The sequence below is a fragment of the Pseudomonas sp. Sample_16 genome, assembly GCF_004307665.1.
Classification (GTDB): Bacteria; Pseudomonadota; Gammaproteobacteria; order Pseudomonadales; family Pseudomonadaceae; genus Aquipseudomonas.
Genome location: NZ_RCOB01000068.1, coordinates 63,506 through 79,171, shown reverse-complemented (window position 1 = coordinate 79,171; position 15,666 = coordinate 63,506). Strand labels below are relative to the sequence as shown.

General features: G+C 58.4%; 17 protein-coding genes. 10 read left to right on the top strand and 7 right to left on the bottom strand.

The window, feature by feature from the left end; all coding sequences use genetic code 11:
* Positions 1–96 precede the first annotated feature (96 nt).
* Together D8U69_RS10225 and sthA are read left to right on the top strand one after the other, a co-directional pair.
* Positions 97–1,041 carry an FAD:protein FMN transferase gene (locus D8U69_RS10225; protein ID WP_241668648.1) on the top strand — a complete coding sequence of 315 codons (945 nt, stop codon included), beginning with the start codon at positions 97–99 and terminating at the stop codon, positions 1,039–1,041.
* Between the two features lie 207 nt (positions 1,042–1,248).
* Positions 1,249–2,643, top strand: a complete 1,395-nt coding sequence (gene sthA, locus D8U69_RS10220) for a Si-specific NAD(P)(+) transhydrogenase (protein WP_053161582.1) — start codon at positions 1,249–1,251, stop codon at positions 2,641–2,643.
* Between the two features lie 42 nt (positions 2,644–2,685).
* Here sthA and D8U69_RS10215 read toward each other — a convergent pair whose 3' ends face one another.
* Positions 2,686–3,408, bottom strand: coding sequence for a glycerophosphodiester phosphodiesterase family protein (locus D8U69_RS10215; RefSeq protein ID WP_056857028.1), 723 nt, complete (start codon positions 3,406–3,408; stop codon positions 2,686–2,688).
* 14 nt (positions 3,409–3,422) lie between these two features.
* Positions 3,423–4,004, bottom strand: a complete 582-nt coding sequence (locus tag D8U69_RS10210) for a PilZ domain-containing protein (protein WP_056857029.1) — start codon at positions 4,002–4,004, stop codon at positions 3,423–3,425.
* Positions 4,005–4,098: 94 nt separating this feature from the next.
* Here D8U69_RS10210 and D8U69_RS10205 point away from each other — a divergent pair, with 94 nt between their 5' ends.
* The 3 genes from D8U69_RS10205 (at position 4,099) to D8U69_RS10195 (ending at position 7,348) form a co-directional block, all read left to right on the top strand.
* Positions 4,099–5,349, top strand: a complete 1,251-nt coding sequence (locus D8U69_RS10205) for a lipoprotein-releasing ABC transporter permease subunit (protein ID WP_056857030.1) — start codon at positions 4,099–4,101, stop codon at positions 5,347–5,349.
* Between the two features lie 7 nt (positions 5,350–5,356).
* A complete protein-coding gene (gene lolD / locus D8U69_RS10200; RefSeq protein WP_177336614.1) occupies positions 5,357–6,040 on the top strand; it encodes a lipoprotein-releasing ABC transporter ATP-binding protein LolD in 684 nt (227 codons plus the stop codon).
* A 63-nt stretch (positions 6,041–6,103) separates the two neighbouring features.
* A complete protein-coding gene (locus D8U69_RS10195) occupies positions 6,104–7,348 on the top strand; it encodes a lipoprotein-releasing ABC transporter permease subunit (RefSeq protein ID WP_056857032.1) in 1,245 nt (414 codons plus the stop codon).
* A gap of 61 nt (positions 7,349–7,409) precedes the next feature.
* Here D8U69_RS10195 and D8U69_RS10190 read toward each other — a convergent pair whose 3' ends face one another.
* The 3 genes from D8U69_RS10190 to D8U69_RS10180 form a co-directional block, all read right to left on the bottom strand.
* Positions 7,410–7,853: a hypothetical protein gene (locus D8U69_RS10190; RefSeq protein WP_130903724.1), complete on the bottom strand. Its 444-nt coding sequence runs from the start codon at positions 7,851–7,853 to the stop codon at positions 7,410–7,412.
* A 132-nt stretch (positions 7,854–7,985) separates the two neighbouring features.
* A complete protein-coding gene (locus tag D8U69_RS10185) occupies positions 7,986–9,335 on the bottom strand; it encodes a heavy metal sensor histidine kinase (protein WP_130907241.1) in 1,350 nt (449 codons plus the stop codon).
* Positions 9,335–10,015, bottom strand: coding sequence for a heavy metal response regulator transcription factor (locus D8U69_RS10180; RefSeq protein WP_056857035.1), 681 nt, complete (start codon positions 10,013–10,015; stop codon positions 9,335–9,337). Before D8U69_RS10180 ends, D8U69_RS10185 begins: the two co-directional genes overlap by 1 nt.
* Before the next feature lie 152 nt (positions 10,016–10,167).
* Between D8U69_RS10180 and D8U69_RS10175 the strand changes: the two genes are divergently transcribed.
* Positions 10,168–10,716 (top strand): cupredoxin family protein, encoded by a 549-nt coding sequence (locus D8U69_RS10175; protein WP_130907240.1) that lies wholly within the window; start codon positions 10,168–10,170, stop codon positions 10,714–10,716.
* A 61-nt stretch (positions 10,717–10,777) separates the two neighbouring features.
* Complete coding sequence (gene queF, locus D8U69_RS10170) at positions 10,778–11,608, top strand: NADPH-dependent 7-cyano-7-deazaguanine reductase QueF (protein WP_056857037.1); 831 nt, start codon at positions 10,778–10,780, stop codon at positions 11,606–11,608.
* Positions 11,609–11,778: 170 nt separating this feature from the next.
* On the opposite strand, the gene D8U69_RS10165 is transcribed toward queF, so the two are convergent.
* Together D8U69_RS10165 and D8U69_RS10160 are read right to left on the bottom strand one after the other, a co-directional pair.
* Entirely contained in the window at positions 11,779–12,042 is a 264-nt protein-coding gene (locus tag D8U69_RS10165) for a DUF4404 family protein (RefSeq protein WP_056857038.1), read from the bottom strand.
* 118 nt (positions 12,043–12,160) lie between these two features.
* On the bottom strand, positions 12,161–12,781 hold the full coding sequence (locus D8U69_RS10160; protein WP_056857039.1) for a phosphatase: 621 nt from the start codon (positions 12,779–12,781) through the stop codon (positions 12,161–12,163).
* A 197-nt stretch (positions 12,782–12,978) separates the two neighbouring features.
* Between D8U69_RS10160 and D8U69_RS10155 the strand changes: the two genes are divergently transcribed.
* The 3 genes from D8U69_RS10155 (at position 12,979) to rssC (ending at position 15,661) form a co-directional block, all read left to right on the top strand.
* Complete coding sequence (locus D8U69_RS10155) at positions 12,979–13,668, top strand: VacJ family lipoprotein (RefSeq protein WP_056857040.1); 690 nt, start codon at positions 12,979–12,981, stop codon at positions 13,666–13,668.
* 329 nt (positions 13,669–13,997) lie between these two features.
* Positions 13,998–15,182: a two-component system response regulator RssB gene (gene rssB / locus D8U69_RS10150; protein WP_056857041.1), complete on the top strand. Its 1,185-nt coding sequence runs from the start codon at positions 13,998–14,000 to the stop codon at positions 15,180–15,182.
* Positions 15,179–15,661 (top strand): anti-sigma factor antagonist RssC, encoded by a 483-nt coding sequence (gene rssC / locus D8U69_RS10145; RefSeq protein WP_056857042.1) that lies wholly within the window; start codon positions 15,179–15,181, stop codon positions 15,659–15,661. The genes rssB and rssC overlap by 4 nt, the downstream gene beginning before the upstream one ends.
* The last annotated feature ends 5 nt before the right edge of the window (positions 15,662–15,666 follow it).

Below are 15,666 nucleotides of genomic sequence, written 5' to 3'. Positions count from 1 at the left end.
GGGATGTCTTCGGGAGTGTCGGGCTTGTTGACAGGTTGGCATTGGGTGCATCTGCTGTTGTTCGGGGCATTAGCGGGCTGCGGTCATGGCGACGCCATGGAAAGCTTTGGCGGCCAGACCATGGGTAGCTCGTATTCGATCAAATACGTTCGTCACGTCGGTATTCCCGCTCCGGCAGAGGTTCGGGTCGAAGTCGAAAAGATCCTGGCCGAAGTGGATCGGCAAATGTCGACTTACCGAAGCGACTCCGATATCGAACGCTTCAACCGGTTGCCCGTCGACAGTTGTCAGAAAATGCCCGCGCCGGTTCTCGAATTGGTTCGCGTCGGCGAGCAGCTGTCAGCGCAAAGTGAAGGTTCGTTCGATTTGACCGTGGAGCCGCTGCTCAATCTCTGGGGCTTCGGCCCTCAGGCTCGCGAGGAAAAAGTTCCAACCGCCCAAGCGCTTGCCGAAGTGCGGCAGCGCGTGGGATATGCCCATCTGCGTATCGACGGCGACCAGTTGTGCAAGGACGCCGCCGTCGAGGTCGACTTCAACAGCATCGCCGCCGGTTATGCGGTGGACACGATTGCCGCAAGGCTCGAGGCGATGGGCATCCACGACTATCTCGCCGAGGTCACGGGTGAACTCAAAGCCTCCGGCAACAAGGCCGACGGTTCGCCATGGCGTATCGCACTGGAAGAACCACGAGATGATCTGCAGGTGGCGGAGCGCATTGTCTCCATCGACGGTTACGGCCTGTCCACTTCCGGCGACTACCGCCATTATTTCGAGCAGGATGGAAAGCGTTATTCCCACACCTTCGATGCCCGCACCGGTACACCGGTCGCACACACACTGGCGTCGGTCACAGTGATTCATCCTTCGGCGTTGATGGCCGATGGCTTATCGACGCTGTTGTTGATACTCGGCCCGGAGCGCGGTTGGGATTACGCGGAAAAACACGGTATCGGCGCATTTTTTGTGATCCGTGCCGATACAGGATTCGTCACACGTACCAGTCACGCTTTTGAACGCATCAACGCTGGAAAAACCGAATGACTGCGGCGCTTCAAGCACTGAAAAGTGGCGTTGTAGTGCAGGCAAAACTAGCCTACGACGCGACCAAGGGTTAATGTGCGCGGCGTTGACGCTTCTATAGACTGTGTCCGGGTTCTGCACTGGCCCCAAATTGTTCCTTCATGCCACAGATTGGCGTGATTTAGCCGCAGGTGCCGATGGCGCCACGGCCTGTTCTGAGGAGTACGCATGGCTGTCTACAACTACGACGTGGTGGTGTTGGGTTCCGGCCCGGCGGGAGAAGGCGCGGCAATGAACGCCGCCAAAGCAGGGCGCAAGGTGGCGATGGTTGATAGCCGTCGCCAGGTCGGCGGCAACTGCACTCACTTGGGCACCATCCCGTCCAAGGCACTGCGTCACTCGGTCCGGCAGATCATGCAGTTCAACACCAACCCGATGTTCCGGGCCATTGGTGAGCCGCGCTGGTTCTCGTTCCCGGACGTGCTGAAAAGCGCCGAAAAAGTCATCTCCAAACAAGTCGCCTCGCGCACCGGCTACTACGCCCGTAATCGCGTCGACGTGTTCTTCGGCACCGGCAGCTTCGCCGACGAGCAAACCATCGAAGTGGTCTGCGCCAATGGAGTGGTCGAGAAACTGGTGGCCAAGCACATCATCATCGCCACCGGCTCGCGTCCGTATCGCCCGGCGGACATCGATTTCCACCACCCGCGTATCTACGATAGCGACACCATCCTCAGCCTCGGCCACACCCCGCGCAAACTCATCGTTTATGGCGCCGGCGTGATCGGTTGCGAATACGCCTCGATCTTCAGTGGTCTGGGTGTATTGGTTGAACTGGTGGACAACCGTGGCCAGTTGTTGAGCTTCCTCGACTCGGAAATTTCCCAGGCGTTGAGCTACCACTTCAGCAACAACAACATCACGGTTCGCCACAACGAAGACTACGACCGCGTCGAAGGCGTGGACAACGGCGTGATCCTGCACCTCAAGTCCGGCAAGAAGATCAAGGCCGATGCCTTGCTCTGGTGCAATGGCCGTACTGGCAACACCGATCAGCTCGGTCTGGAAAACATTGGCGTGAAGGTCAATGGCCGTGGCCAGATCGAAGTCGATGAAAATTACCGCACCGGCATCCAGAACATTTATGGCGCCGGTGACGTGATCGGCTGGCCGAGCCTGGCCAGTGCTGCCCATGACCAGGGCCGTTCCGCTGCGGGCAGTATCGTCGACAATGGCAGCTGGCGTTTCGTCAACGACGTGCCGACCGGCATCTACACCATTCCGGAGATCAGCTCGATCGGCAAGAACGAGCAAGAGCTGACCCAGGCCAAGGTGCCGTACGAAGTGGGCAAGGCGTTTTTCAAGAGCATGGCGCGTGCGCAGATCGCCGGCGAGCCGCAAGGCATGCTGAAGATCCTGTTCCACCGCGAAACCCTGGAAGTGCTGGGCGTGCACTGCTTCGGTTATCAGGCCTCGGAGATCGTGCACATCGGCCAGGCGATCATGAACCAGCCGGGCGAACTCAATACCCTGAAGTATTTCGTCAACACCACGTTCAACTACCCGACCATGGCCGAAGCCTATCGGGTCGCGGCGTACGATGGCCTCAACCGGCTTTTTTGAGCGGCTCCGGCCGGTGGCCTGAGCCGGCCGGGGAGACCGATTTCAGCAATTCTCGAGCGTGGCAGTGGCCAAACCGGGAAAGTCTGTAATCAGGCTGTCAACGCCGAAGTCGGCGAGTCTGCGCATCAGCGCGGGCTCGTTGACTGTCCATACCGACACATGCAGCCCCTGGCGCTGCGCCTTTTGCAGGCGTTCCGGCGTACACAGGGTCCAGTTCAGCGCCAGAATCTCGCAGCCATAGCTTGCCGCGACCTTCAACGGGTCGAGCCAGGCGTACTCGGCCACCAGGCCACGGGAAACGTCCGGCACCAGGTCCAGCGCGGCCTTGAGCACTTCACGGGAGCTTGAGGTGATTGTCACCTTGTCCAGCAAACCATGACGTTGCGCCATTTCGCGGATCGCCAGAACGGTGGTCGCGGCGCGGGTGCGTGAGGCGCTTTTGACTTCCAGTTGCCAATGCTCGAAATCGCATTTTTCGAACAGCTCTTCCAGGGTCGGGATCGGGCACGGCTTGATCCAGCCAGGGCCACCCTTGCGCGCGTCATACGTCACCAGTTCGGCGGCCGTGTGCTCGGCGACCTTGCCGCGCCGGTCGGTGGTGCGTTTGAGCGTCGGGTCGTGGATGACCATCAGCTCGCCGTCCTTGGACAGGTGCAAGTCCAGTTCGCAGCGGCGCACGCCGTGCTTGAGACATTCCTGAAAACTGGTCAGGGTATTTTCCGGTGCTTCGCCCTTGGCGCCGCGATGGCCGTAGATGAGGGTCACGGTTCTTCCTTAAATTAATTGCCTGATTCGAGTTGTTCGCGGGCCAGGCGTCGTTCCTGGGCCTGCTTTTGCAAGATATGCCGGGCCAACAGTTGCCGCTGGGCGTCGGTCAGGTGTTCGAATTCGGTGCCGACGTCAAAACCATCGCCCTTGCGGTCGCAATGAGTGACCCGAGCGCGCAGCAACAAACCCAAGGCTTGTGGCATCAGTACCAGCTTGACCGACAGGCGAGAGCCGGCGGCGATTGGCGTGGGGTGCTGGAAGTCGATGCCACCCTCGGAGATGATCACCGGCTGCGGTTCGCCAATTTGCCCGAGCACCGTCAGGGCGATGACCTGGCTCAGCAAATCGATGCGTTTGTTCTGGGACTTCAGGAACGCGGCGATGTTGCGGTCGCGCTCATTGATCTGGCGCAACAGGTGCTGCGACTCGAATTCGCTCAGGTGCAATTCGCTGAGCAGGTTGAAGAGTGGGGAAGCATCCTGCAACACTTCCTGGCCTGTGGCTTCGGTAGCGGACAGGGGCCGAATTTCCAGTGCGATCGTGTCCTCGATACGGTAGTATTCGCGGCGATCTTCTTCATCTAATGTCGACATGGCGAACCCATGGTAGCGGCGGTGGTCTGAGTGTAAAGCTGGTTATCGACCCCCGCCACAAGGACGTTCCTTTTCCCTCCGAACAAGCCCCGACATGTTCAGACCTCTCTTCGTATTTATCGGCACGCGTTACACCCGTGCAAAGCGTCGCAATCATTTTGTGTCATTCATTTCCCTGACTTCGATGATCGGGCTCGCCCTCGGCGTGGTCGTGATGATCGTCGTGCTGTCGGTCATGAACGGCTTCGATCATGAGATGCGCACCCGCGTGCTGGGCATGGTGCCCCACGCGACCATCGAATCCGGTGAAGCCATCAGCGACTGGCAAAGCCTGGCCGCCAAGGTCAAGCAGAACCCGCAGGTGACGGCCGTAGCGCCATTTACACAAATGCAGGGTTTGCTGACCAACAACGGCAAGGTCTCGAAAGTACTGCTCAATGCCATTGACCCGGCGCTGGAGCGTCAGGTGTCGATCATCGATCACTTCATGCAGCAGGGCAAACTCGACGACCTGGTGCCAGGCGAGTTCGGCATTGTCATCGGTGACAAGGCCGCGGCGAAACTCGGTGCGGCGGTTGGCGACAAGCTGACGTTCGTGGCGCCCGAAGTCACGGTGACCCCGGCCGGGATGTTCCCGCGCATGAAGCGCTTTACCGTGGTGGGCATCTTCCACGTTGGCGCGGGCGAACTCGATGGTTACCTGGGCATCACCAACCTTCAGGACCTGGCGCGCTTGCATCGCTGGAAACCGGATCAGGTCCAGGGCCTGCGCCTGAAGTTCGATGATCTGTTCCAGGCACCGCGTACCGCGTGGAATATTGCCCGGGAGCTCGGCGAGGATCATTTCTACGCCCGCGACTGGACGCGCACCCACGGCAACCTGTATCAGGCGATCCGCATGGAAAAAGCCATGATCGGCCTGTTGCTGCTGCTGATCGTTGCCGTCGCCGCTTTCAACATCATTTCCACCCTGGTGATGGTGGTGAACGACAAGAAGGGCGACATCGCGATCCTTCGCACGCTGGGTGCCACGCCGGGCACGATCATGCGCACTTTCATGGTGCAAGGCACGGTCATCGGTGTGGTCGGCACGGCGATCGGCGCGGTGGTCGGGATCTTCGCTGCGTTGAACGTCAGTGCCGCGATCTCCGCCCTCGAAGGCTTGATCGGGCACAAGTTTCTCAACGCCGACGTGTACTTCATTGATTACCTGCCGTCGCAGGTGCAGAGCCAGGACGTTGTGATGGTCTGCTCTGCGGCGTTGGTCCTGAGTTTTCTCGCCACCCTGTATCCAGCCTGGCGTGCCGCGCGCACCCAGCCTGCGGAGGCGCTACGTTATGAGTGAGTCGGGCATGAGTGAAAAAGCAATCTTGAGCTGCCGCAGCCTGGGCAAGTCCTACGAGGAAGGCCCGGAGTCGGTTGAGGTACTGGCCGGTCTGCAACTGGAGTTGCACCCGGGTGAGCGTGTAGCGATTGTCGGCAAGTCGGGTTCGGGCAAGAGTACCTTGCTCAATTTGCTGGGTGGTCTGGATACGCCGTCAACGGGCAGCGTCTGGCTCGACGGTGAAGAACTCTCGGCGCTGAGCGAGAAGAAGCGCGGTTTGCTGCGTAACCGCGCGCTTGGCTTTGTGTACCAGTTTCACCACTTGCTCCCGGAATTCACCGCGCTGGAAAACGTCTGCATGCCGCTGCTGATCGGCAAGACTGCGATCCCCGAAGCGCGCCAGCGTGCCACGGCGTTGCTGGAGCGGGTGGGGCTGGGGCATCGCCTGGAGCACAAACCGGCCGAGTTGTCCGGTGGCGAGCGGCAGCGCGTGGCGATTGCCCGGGCTCTGGTGAACAATCCGGGTCTGGTGATGCTCGATGAGCCGACCGGCAACCTCGATTCACACACCGCCGAAGGCATTCAGGATTTGATGCTGGAACTCAGCACCTCGATGCGCACAGCGTTCCTGGTGGTGACCCACGACATGAACCTCGCCCGCCAGATGGACCGCGTCCTGCACTTGCAGGAAGGTTGCCTGACGCCCATCTGACGGATTGAAACCCGAGGCCTGAACAGGCCTCGGGTCTTTTATTTTTATACGGTGCCCCAGCGAATGTTCAGACCGTTATCGATCTTTATCGGCACGCGCTATACCCGCGCCAAGCGCCGCAATCGCTTCGTTTCCTTCATCTCGATGACTTCGATGATCGGCCTCGCCCTGGGGGTGCTGGCGATGATCGTGGTGCTGTCGGTGATGAACGGCTTCCAGCGTGAAATGAGCTCGCGCATCCTCGGCATGGTGCCGCACGCCACCATCGTCGGTGTAAACCCGATCGACGATTGGCAGCCGGTCGCGGCGGCCGCGATGAAAAACCCGGAAGTGACCGCAGCCGTGCCGTTCACCGAGATGGAAGGCATGCTGTCCTACAAGGGCACGATGCAGCCGATCCAGGTCAGCGGCGTTGATCCGGCGCTGGAAGGCCAGGTGTCGATCGTCGCCAAGCACATCGTCCAGGGGCGTCTCGATGCCTTGAAGCCGGGTGAGTTCGGCGTCGTGATCGGCGAGATCACGGCGCGGCGCTTTCGCCTGAACGTCGGCGACAAAATCACCCTGATCGTACCGGAAGTCAGCACTGCACCGGGTGGGATTACCCCGCGCATGCAGCGTCTGAATGTAGTCGGTGTGTTCAAGGTCGGTGCCGAGCTGGATGGCTCGATGGCGCTGATCCACCTTGCCGATGCCGCGCAGATGCAGCATTGGGAGCCGAACCAGGTACAAAGCGTGCGTCTGGCGGTGAAGGATTTGTACGCTGCGCCAAAAGTCTCGGGCGATATCGCCACCGGGCTCGGTGCCGCCTACAAGGCCGATGACTGGACTCACACCCAGGGCAGCCTGTTCAGCGCGATGAAAATGGAAAAAACCATGATCGGCCTGCTGTTGCTGATGATCGTTGCGGTGGCGGCGTTCAACATCATCGCCACCCTGATCATGGTGGTGAACGACAAGGGCGCGGACATCGCGATCCTGCGCACCATCGGTGCCACGCCACGGCAGATCATGGCGATCTTCATGGTGCAGGGCACGGTTATCGGTATCGTCGGCACCCTGATTGGCGGTGTGCTCGGCGTGATCGCGGCGTTGAACGTCAGCGAGATGGTTGGCTGGGTAGAGCGGGTAACCGGGCAGCACATCTTCAGTTCCGATGTGTACTTCGTCAGCAACTTGCCGTCCGAGTTGCAAGGTGCTGATGTTGCGTTGATCTGCACCGCGGGGTTTGTCCTGAGCTTCCTGGCCACGGTTTACCCGGCGTGGCGAGCGGCGAAGATCGAGCCGGCGCATGCGTTGCGGTATTCATAAGGATTACCAGTGCAAGCGACGCTCCGGCAGGAGCGTCGCTTGCTGCAAAAGTGTTGCTCAATCAGATTGCTGTTGGCCACTCGCTAATATAAACATCCATGTTGGCAACACCCTCAATTGATTCGTTGATGTTTTTAACAGTAAACGAGCATGTCGCTTTAAAACGTTTACGCACTTGATCCAGTTCCAGTGTCATTGAACCCTCTATGGCACCGAACGACGTCCACTGACTTTCCTTTCTTTCTTGATAGACCAGGCTTGTTATCATTGGCCCAGGAATCGTGTGGGTGCCACTACGAATGTTTGGATTCAAGCCGAAATAAAACAACTGGGCATGCGGGGACGTGGCGTTGTTTTGCGCGGCGGTCAGTATCAACGCGCCTCCAGCAATGATCGTGATGCGAGGTCTGTCGTCTGCGAAAGCACCTCGGTTGCCAAGTTGTGCGTTAAAGTCACTGGCGAGCATTGTCTGAGCTACCAGTGTTGCGGTTGTTTTTTCTTCCATGGTTTTATTCTCGCAATAGGTATTCGTGAACTCTTGGTAAGGAGTGAAAAAACTATATAGCGAGGATGATTTAATGAGGAGCTATCGAGTGGAGTTGTTTGTAATGAACTATGTGTTGGCTGTGCGCAGGCACTATGCGCGCTTGTTGAACTGAATTATGAATGAAGTCGATTGTTGCCTGGATGTGCAGGAGATTTCACCATCGTGCGCATGGACAATTGACTGGGTAATTGCCAGACCCAGTCCTGCGTGTTCACTGTCGTCTTTTCGCCGCGCTGGATCCGCACGATAGAAACGATCGAACAAGCGTGGAAGCAGGGTATCGGGAATACGATCACCGGTGTTTTCAAAACGTAGAATCGAACTGTCAGCCGAGTCGACGATAACCACTCGGATCTGACCGTCTGGCGGTGTAAAACGTAGCGCATTGTCCAGTAGGTTGGAGAATGCCCTGCGCAGCATATTGCGATCCCCCATTATGAGGGCGCGGCCTTCGCGACTTAAACTGATCTGCGCGTCTTCGGCCAACGGCGCAAAAAAATCCAGCAAGAAATCGACTTCGTCGGCCAATTCCAACGGTTCGCACTGGGGCATCAGCAGGCCATGATCGGCTTTCGCCAGATACAACATGTCATTGACCAGTTGCGCCATCCATTGCAGTTCTTCGAGGTTGCTGTGCAGTGCTTCTCGATAATCTTCGATGGGCCGGGGGCGGGTGAGGGTGACTTGAGTGTGAGTCAACAGGTTCGACAGTGGAGTGCGCAGTTCATGGGCGATGTCAGCGGAGAACGCCGATAGCCGCTGAAAGGCGTCGTCGAGGCGCCCGAGCATGGCGTTGAAGTGGTGGGCCAGTTCCGCCAGTTCCGGCGGCATGTTCGCTTCGGGCAGGCGTGCGTTGAGCGATTGTGCCGAAACACCCTTGGCGACCGCACTCATGCGCCGCAACGGCCGCAAACCGCTTTGTGCGGCCCAGGCGCCGAGTAGTGCAGTGGCGAGGGCCGATAGACCCACCGTCAGCCAGATCAGGTGCTGCATGCGTTGCAGGAAATGCTGGTGGTGAGTGATGTCCAGCAACAGAGTCAACTGCGGCGAGTCGGGCTTGTCGGTAAATAGTGGCGCATTCAGGACGCGGTAATCGGTACCGTCGTTGTTGATTGTCGACAGCCCCGATTGTTGCGGGAGATTGTCGGGCAGGCTTGCCGAACTGTCGTACCAGCGCTTGCCATCGCTTCCGGTGATGCGCAGTGACAGGTCAGCCTGGCGGCTCAACTCATCGGCCAGTTTGATTTTGCTGTCACTCGATTGAATTTCGTGTAGCGCGCGGCGCAGGCCAATCAGCTTGCCATCCAGCAATTGCTGGTCGAGTTCAATGAAGTGCGTTTCGCTGGCACGACTGAACAACACCCCGGCGAACAGCGAAACCACAGCCGTGCATGCCGCGAACAACAACGCCAGACGACTGCTCAAGGATAGTCGACGCATCAGGCAGGGCGCTCCTCGAGCACATAACCCATGCCGCGCACGGTGTGGATGAGTTTGTTGGGGAATTCATCGTCGACCTTCAGGCGTAATCGGCGGATCGCCACCTCGATGACATTGGTGTCACTGTCGAAATTCATGTCCCAGACCTGGGAAGCGATCAGCGATTTGGGCAAGACTTCACCCTGGCGACGCAGGAGCATTTCCAGCAGGGCGAACTCCTTGGCCGTCAGATCGATGCGCTGGCCGTTGCGTTCTACCCGACGGCGTATCAGGTCCAGGCGCAGATCGGCCAGTTGCAGGCTGGTTTCCTGGGGCGATGCGCTGCCACGGCGCAACAGGCTGCGTACCCGTGCCAACAGTTCGGAGAAAGCGAAGGGCTTCACCAGATAGTCGTCGGCGCCCAGCTCCAGGCCATGGACCCGGTCTTCCACCGCATCCCGCGCGGTCAGGAACAGGACCGGTGTATCAAGACCCGCACTGCGCACGGCTTGCAAAATCTGCCAGCCATCGCGACCTGGCAGCATCACGTCGAGAATCAACAAGGCGTAATCGCCGCTCAATGCCAATTGCTGGCCTGTGTTGCCGTCGGCCACCAGTTCGGTGTTGAACCCGGCTTCGGCCAGGCCTTGGCGCAGGTAGTGGCCGGTTTTCGGTTGGTCTTCGACGATCAGCAGTTTCATGGGTGGCTCGGGTCAATTGAGAAGGCTTTATACCGTGGGCGTCAACGGCGCGGGCCCACCTGACAAAGTTGTAATCTGGCTGTCAGGTTGCGGGCAGTGATCGCCGTTTAGAGTTTTGCACAGGCTGAACCTTACCTGGTTGGAGTATGACTATGTTTTTGCGCAAAACGCTGGCGGCAGTCGCGGGTTTGATGGCGCTGACTTCGCCCGCATGGGCTGCGCCGGCGCACCCTTACGATTTTGGCCAGCCGGCCTCTGCCGCCAAGGCGACCCGTAGCATTGAAGTGGTAATGGGTGACATGTCGTTCACCCCCGGGAGCATTGCGATCAAATCTGGCGAGACCGTGCGTTTCGTGCTGGTGAATAAAGGCCAATTGCTGCACGAATTCAACCTGGGTGACGCGTCGATGCATGCCAAGCACCAGCAGGAAATGGTGCAAATGCAGCAAAGTGGCATGTTCACGCCTACTGGGGTGAAAGAAATGGACCACGGTGCAATGGCCAGTATGGATCACAGTTCGATGGGACATGACATGAAGGGCGGCATGAAACACGACGATCCCAACAGTGTGTTGGTGGAGCCGGGGAAAACAGCCGAACTGACCTGGACCTTCAACAAGGCCACTCACCTCGAATTTGCCTGCAATATCCCCGGTCATTACCAGGCCGGCATGGTCGGCAAATTGACTGTCAGTCAGTAAGCACTCAAAGGCGCAAGCAAAGGCTGATAGAATCCGCTGATTCTTCAGTCAGGTTTCCGCCATGCATCCCGCAGCCGAACACTCGCCGCTGGGTAAATCCAGCGAATACATCGCCACTTACACGCCGTCCTTGCTGTTCCCGATCCCGCGTACCGCGAAGTGGGCCGAACTCGGCTTGACGGCTGAAACCTTGCCTTACAAAGGCGTCGACTTCTGGAACTGTTTCGAGCTGTCGTGGTTGTTGCCCTCGGGTAAACCCGTGGTGGCGATCGGTGAGTTCAGTATTCCGGCGGATTCGCCGAACATCATCGAGTCGAAATCCTTCAAGCTCTATCTCAACTCGTTGAACCAGACGCCGTTCGCCGACACCGCAACCCTCGAAGCGACGCTGGTCAAAGACCTGTCGGCCGCTGCCGGCAAACCGGTTGGCGTGCGCGTTCGCAGTCTCAAGGATGTCGAAGCCGAAGGCGTCGTGGCGCTGCCCGGCGTGTGCATCGACGAACTGGATATCAGCGTCAGCAACTACGAGCATCCGCGCCCGGAACTGCTGCGGTGTGATGACTCGCGCACTGTTGAAGAGAGCGTGCACAGCCATTTGCTCAAATCCAATTGCCCGGTCACCAGCCAGCCGGATTGGGGCAGCGTGGTGGTGGATTACCGTGGCGCGGCGCTGGATCACGCGAGTTTGCTTGAATACATCGTCAGCTTCCGCCAGCACTCGGACTTCCACGAACAGTGCGTAGAGCGCATTTTCCTCGATCTGCAGCGCTTGCTGAAGCCGGAAAAACTGACGGTGTATGCGCGTTATGTGCGCCGTGGCGGGCTGGACATCAACCCGTACCGCAGCACTGAAGAGGTTCAATTGCCGAACCATCGCCTGGTCCGTCAGTAACGAAACCCTGTAGGAGTGAGCCTGCTCGCGATAGCGGTATGTCAGACACCATTGATGTCGACTGACACGCCGTCATCGCGAGCAGGCTCGCTGCTACAGTGGACTGCATTTCAGGCAGCAGACATTAAAAAGCCCCGCTATCGCTAGCGGGGCTTTTTGCGTTTGGCGGGTCAGATCCCCATGTTGGCCAGGGCCTGGCCGATATTGCGCAAGGTGCCGGCAAGGGTAGGGTGTTCGAGTTCGAAGCGATCGATGGCCAGGTTGACACCGTCGGCGAGGCTGGCGTCCTGGGTCTTGGTCTCGAGTTCGAGCTTGAGTTCGATCTGTTGCATCAGTTCGTGCAGGTTTTCGCGCTCGGATTCGGACAGCGGAGGATTCTGTTCCAATTGCTCGCGCAGGGCATTGAGCTGTTCTTGCAGTTCGCGGGCAGGCATGGCGTTCTTCCTTCTCTCAAATGGCACTGGCATAGACCGCAGCGATGCGCCAAAGGTCTATGGCTGACCTTAAGATTAATCCACTCCTGCGTAACCTGCATGCTTCATAGGGTCGCAATCAGGGCTTTTCGCCTTTGAGCCGGCGCAAGCTGATATCTGCCAGGCAGGTGTCGAGTTCACCGAGATGATCGATCACCGAATGCACCCCCAGGCTAAACAGTTGCAGGGTCGCCTTGCCGCGCCTGATATCCCGTTCCTGCTGGGACAGGGCTTGCCATTGTGCGGGTGACAAGCCGCAGAGCGAACCGCAGGACGCCAGCCCGATGGTCCACAATCCGGCGTTCAGCCCCGATTGCAGAAGACGCGGTTCGCCACTGACCAGCACGCAGCCGTCCAGTCTCTCGACATTCAGTGCCATCAATGCTCGCCAGCAGGCATCTGGAGCCGGCCAGGGGTTGTTTGTTGCAGAGTGTTGCGAAGATTTGATCCATGCCGGCAACGCAATCGCCAGGGATCGGCTGATGGCCGGCGAAAGCTCATCAAGCCATGCGCACGGTATTTGTTGGCGCTGCAAACTGTGCAGGCTTTCGAGGGCGCCCGGAGTGGCTTCGGTGTGCTCGACTGAATGACTGCCGTTCAGACGCGTATGAGCGCCGAAATCCACCAGGCAACCACTGAGCCCGAACAGCACGGCCGTCAGGTTTGGCGCAGATTGAGGCTTGGTTTCGGCGTGCGGCATGTCGACGACCCTGAAATAGCCTCGAGGCTAGCGGGCAGCGATGACAGTTGAGTGACACGGAGGTGAATCGATGACAGCCACACGAATCCCGAGCGCACCCAAGGGGGATGCTGCCTAAAGTAGCCTTTACATCTTATACTAGCGGTCTTTGCGCCCGGCTCAGTCCTAGGCGACGGTACAATCCAAGGAGTTTTTATATGCGCTGGAGCAACCATTTCGCTCAGCTTTGTGTGTGTGCCAGCGCGTTGCTGGTTCCGTTCGTTGCCCAGGCAGCGTCGGAAGACGACCCTTGGGAAAGCATCAACCGTCCGATCTACAAATTCAACGACGTGCTCGACACTTATGCCCTGAAGCCTTTGGCCCAGGGGTACCAGTTCGTGACGCCTCAGTTCCTTGAAGACGGCATCCACAACATGTTCCGCAACGTCGGTGAAGTGACCAACCTCGCCAACGATATCTTGCAGGCCAAACCTGCGGCGGCCGGTGTCGACACCGCTCGTTTGATCTTCAACACCACTTTCGGCCTTCTCGGTTTCTTCGACGTCGGTACCAAGATGGGCCTGCAACGCAACGACGAAGACTTCGGCCAGACGCTTGGTTACTGGGGTGTCGGCAGTGGTCCATACGTGATGCTGCCGCTGCTGGGGCCGAGCACATTGCGTGATGCGCCGTCGAAGTATGTCGACGGTTACACCGGCCCGTACCGCTATATCAACGATGTGCCGGTGCGTAACTCGATCTTCGGTCTGAACATCGTCGATACTCGCGCGAACCTGTTGTCGTCCGAGAAGCTGATCACGGGTGACAAGTACACCTTCATTCGTAATGCGTACTTGCAGAACCGTGAATTCAAGGTGAAAGACGGTCAGGTTGAAGACGATTTTTGATCTTTACCGGTTAAGACAGAAGGCGGCCATCGAGCCGCCTTCTGCGTTTTTGAGCGACTGCGGTCCTTACATTGAGTTTCGGTTCTGGCGGTTTTTATAACTCCCGGTGATTTGACATGGATGGATGTCAAGCGACCATCGGCGTGAGCTTGAAACGCCTCGCGGATGGGAGTACCGTCTGCGCCTTAGAAGGGCACCTCTGGTGTACATGCGAATAGGGCGAATGCTCGAAAACAGTGCAACAGAGAGGCTAGAAGCGAATCCAGTAGTGTGAGCCGGGCTAAAATCCGAGCCGCTACGCCAACCTAATTCTGGCGCCGTTTGCCCACATGCCAAAAACCAGTGCCACGCTGCTGATAATCGATGATGACGAAGTAGTGCGCGCGAGCCTCGCCGCCTATTTGGAAGACAGTGGTTTCAGCGTCTTGCAGGCCAGCAATGGCCAGCAGGGTCTTCAGGTATTCGAGCAAGACAAGCCCGACTTGGTCATCTGCGATCTGCGCATGCCACAGATGGGCGGACTCGAACTCATTCGCCAGGTCACCGAACTCGCGCCGCAGACGCCAGTGATCGTTGTATCCGGTGCCGGTGTGATGAACGATGCGGTCGAGGCTTTGCGCCTCGGTGCGGCGGATTACCTGATCAAGCCTCTCGAAGATCTGGCCGTGCTCGAGCACTCTGTGCGTCGAGCCCTGGATCGAGCGCGTCTGCTGCTGGAAAACCAGCGCTACCGCGAGAAGCTGGAGAAGGCCAACCGCGAACTCGCCGCCAGCCTTAACCTGCTCCAGGAAGACCAGAACGCCGGTCGCCAGGTACAGATGAACATGCTGCCGGTCAGCCCCTGGACCATTGACGAGTTCAAGTTCGCCCACCAGATCATCCCGTCTCTGTATCTGTCGGGTGATTTTGTCGACTATTTCCGGGTGGACGAGCGTCGAGTCGCGTTCTATCTGGCCGACGTTTCCGGTCATGGCGCCTCTTCAGCCTTCGTTACGGTGTTGCTGAAGTTCATGACCACGCGCCTGCTGTTCGAATCGAAGCGCAGCGGCACATTGCCGGAATTCAAGCCTTCAGAAGTCCTTGGTCATATCAACCGGGGGCTGATCAGTTGTAAGCTGGGTAAGCACGTCACAATGGTCGGTGGAGTCATCGACGAGGAGACAGGTTTGTTGACCTATAGCATCGGCGGTCATTTGCCGTTGCCAGTGTTGTACACACCCGACAGTGTTCGTTATCTGGAAGGGCGTGGTTTGCCGGTTGGCCTCTTCAACGAGGCCACCTACGAAGACCACGTGCTGGAACTGCCGCCGACGTTCAGCCTGACGCTGATGTCTGATGGCATTCTGGACCTTTTGCCAGAACCCACACTCAAAGAAAAAGAAGCTGCGTTGCCCCAACGGGTCAAGGCAGCGGGCGGCAGCCTGGATGGTCTGCGGCAGGTTTTTGGATTGGCCACGCTAGGGGAGATGCCGGATGATATCGCCCTGTTGGTGTTGAGCAGGAATCTTCAATGAGTACCGGTAGAATCCAGTTCGCCGAGCAGGACGGCACCTTTGTCCTGAAGTTCGTCGGTGAAGTTCGCCTGACCCTGTGTTCGGCGTTGGATGCGACTATTGATCGGATCTTCACGGCGTTGAACTTCAACGCCATCGTGATCGACCTGACCGAAACCCGCAGCATCGACAGCACCACCCTGGGCCTTTTGGCCAAGCTGTCGATCCTTTCGCGGCAAAAGGTCGGCCTGCTGCCGACCGTCGTCACCACCCACGAAGACATTACCCGTCTTTTGCAATCCATGGGCTTCGAGCAGGTGTTCAACATCGTTGACAAGCCTGTGCCGTGCCCGGAATGCCTGGATGACCTGCCAGATCAGGATCAGTCTGAAGAAGTGGTGCGTATCAAAGTGCTCGAAGCGCACAAGATCCTCATGGGCCTGAACGATTCCAACCGTGAAGCGTTCCATGACCTGGTGAATGCGCTGGAGCGGCACTGATTCCC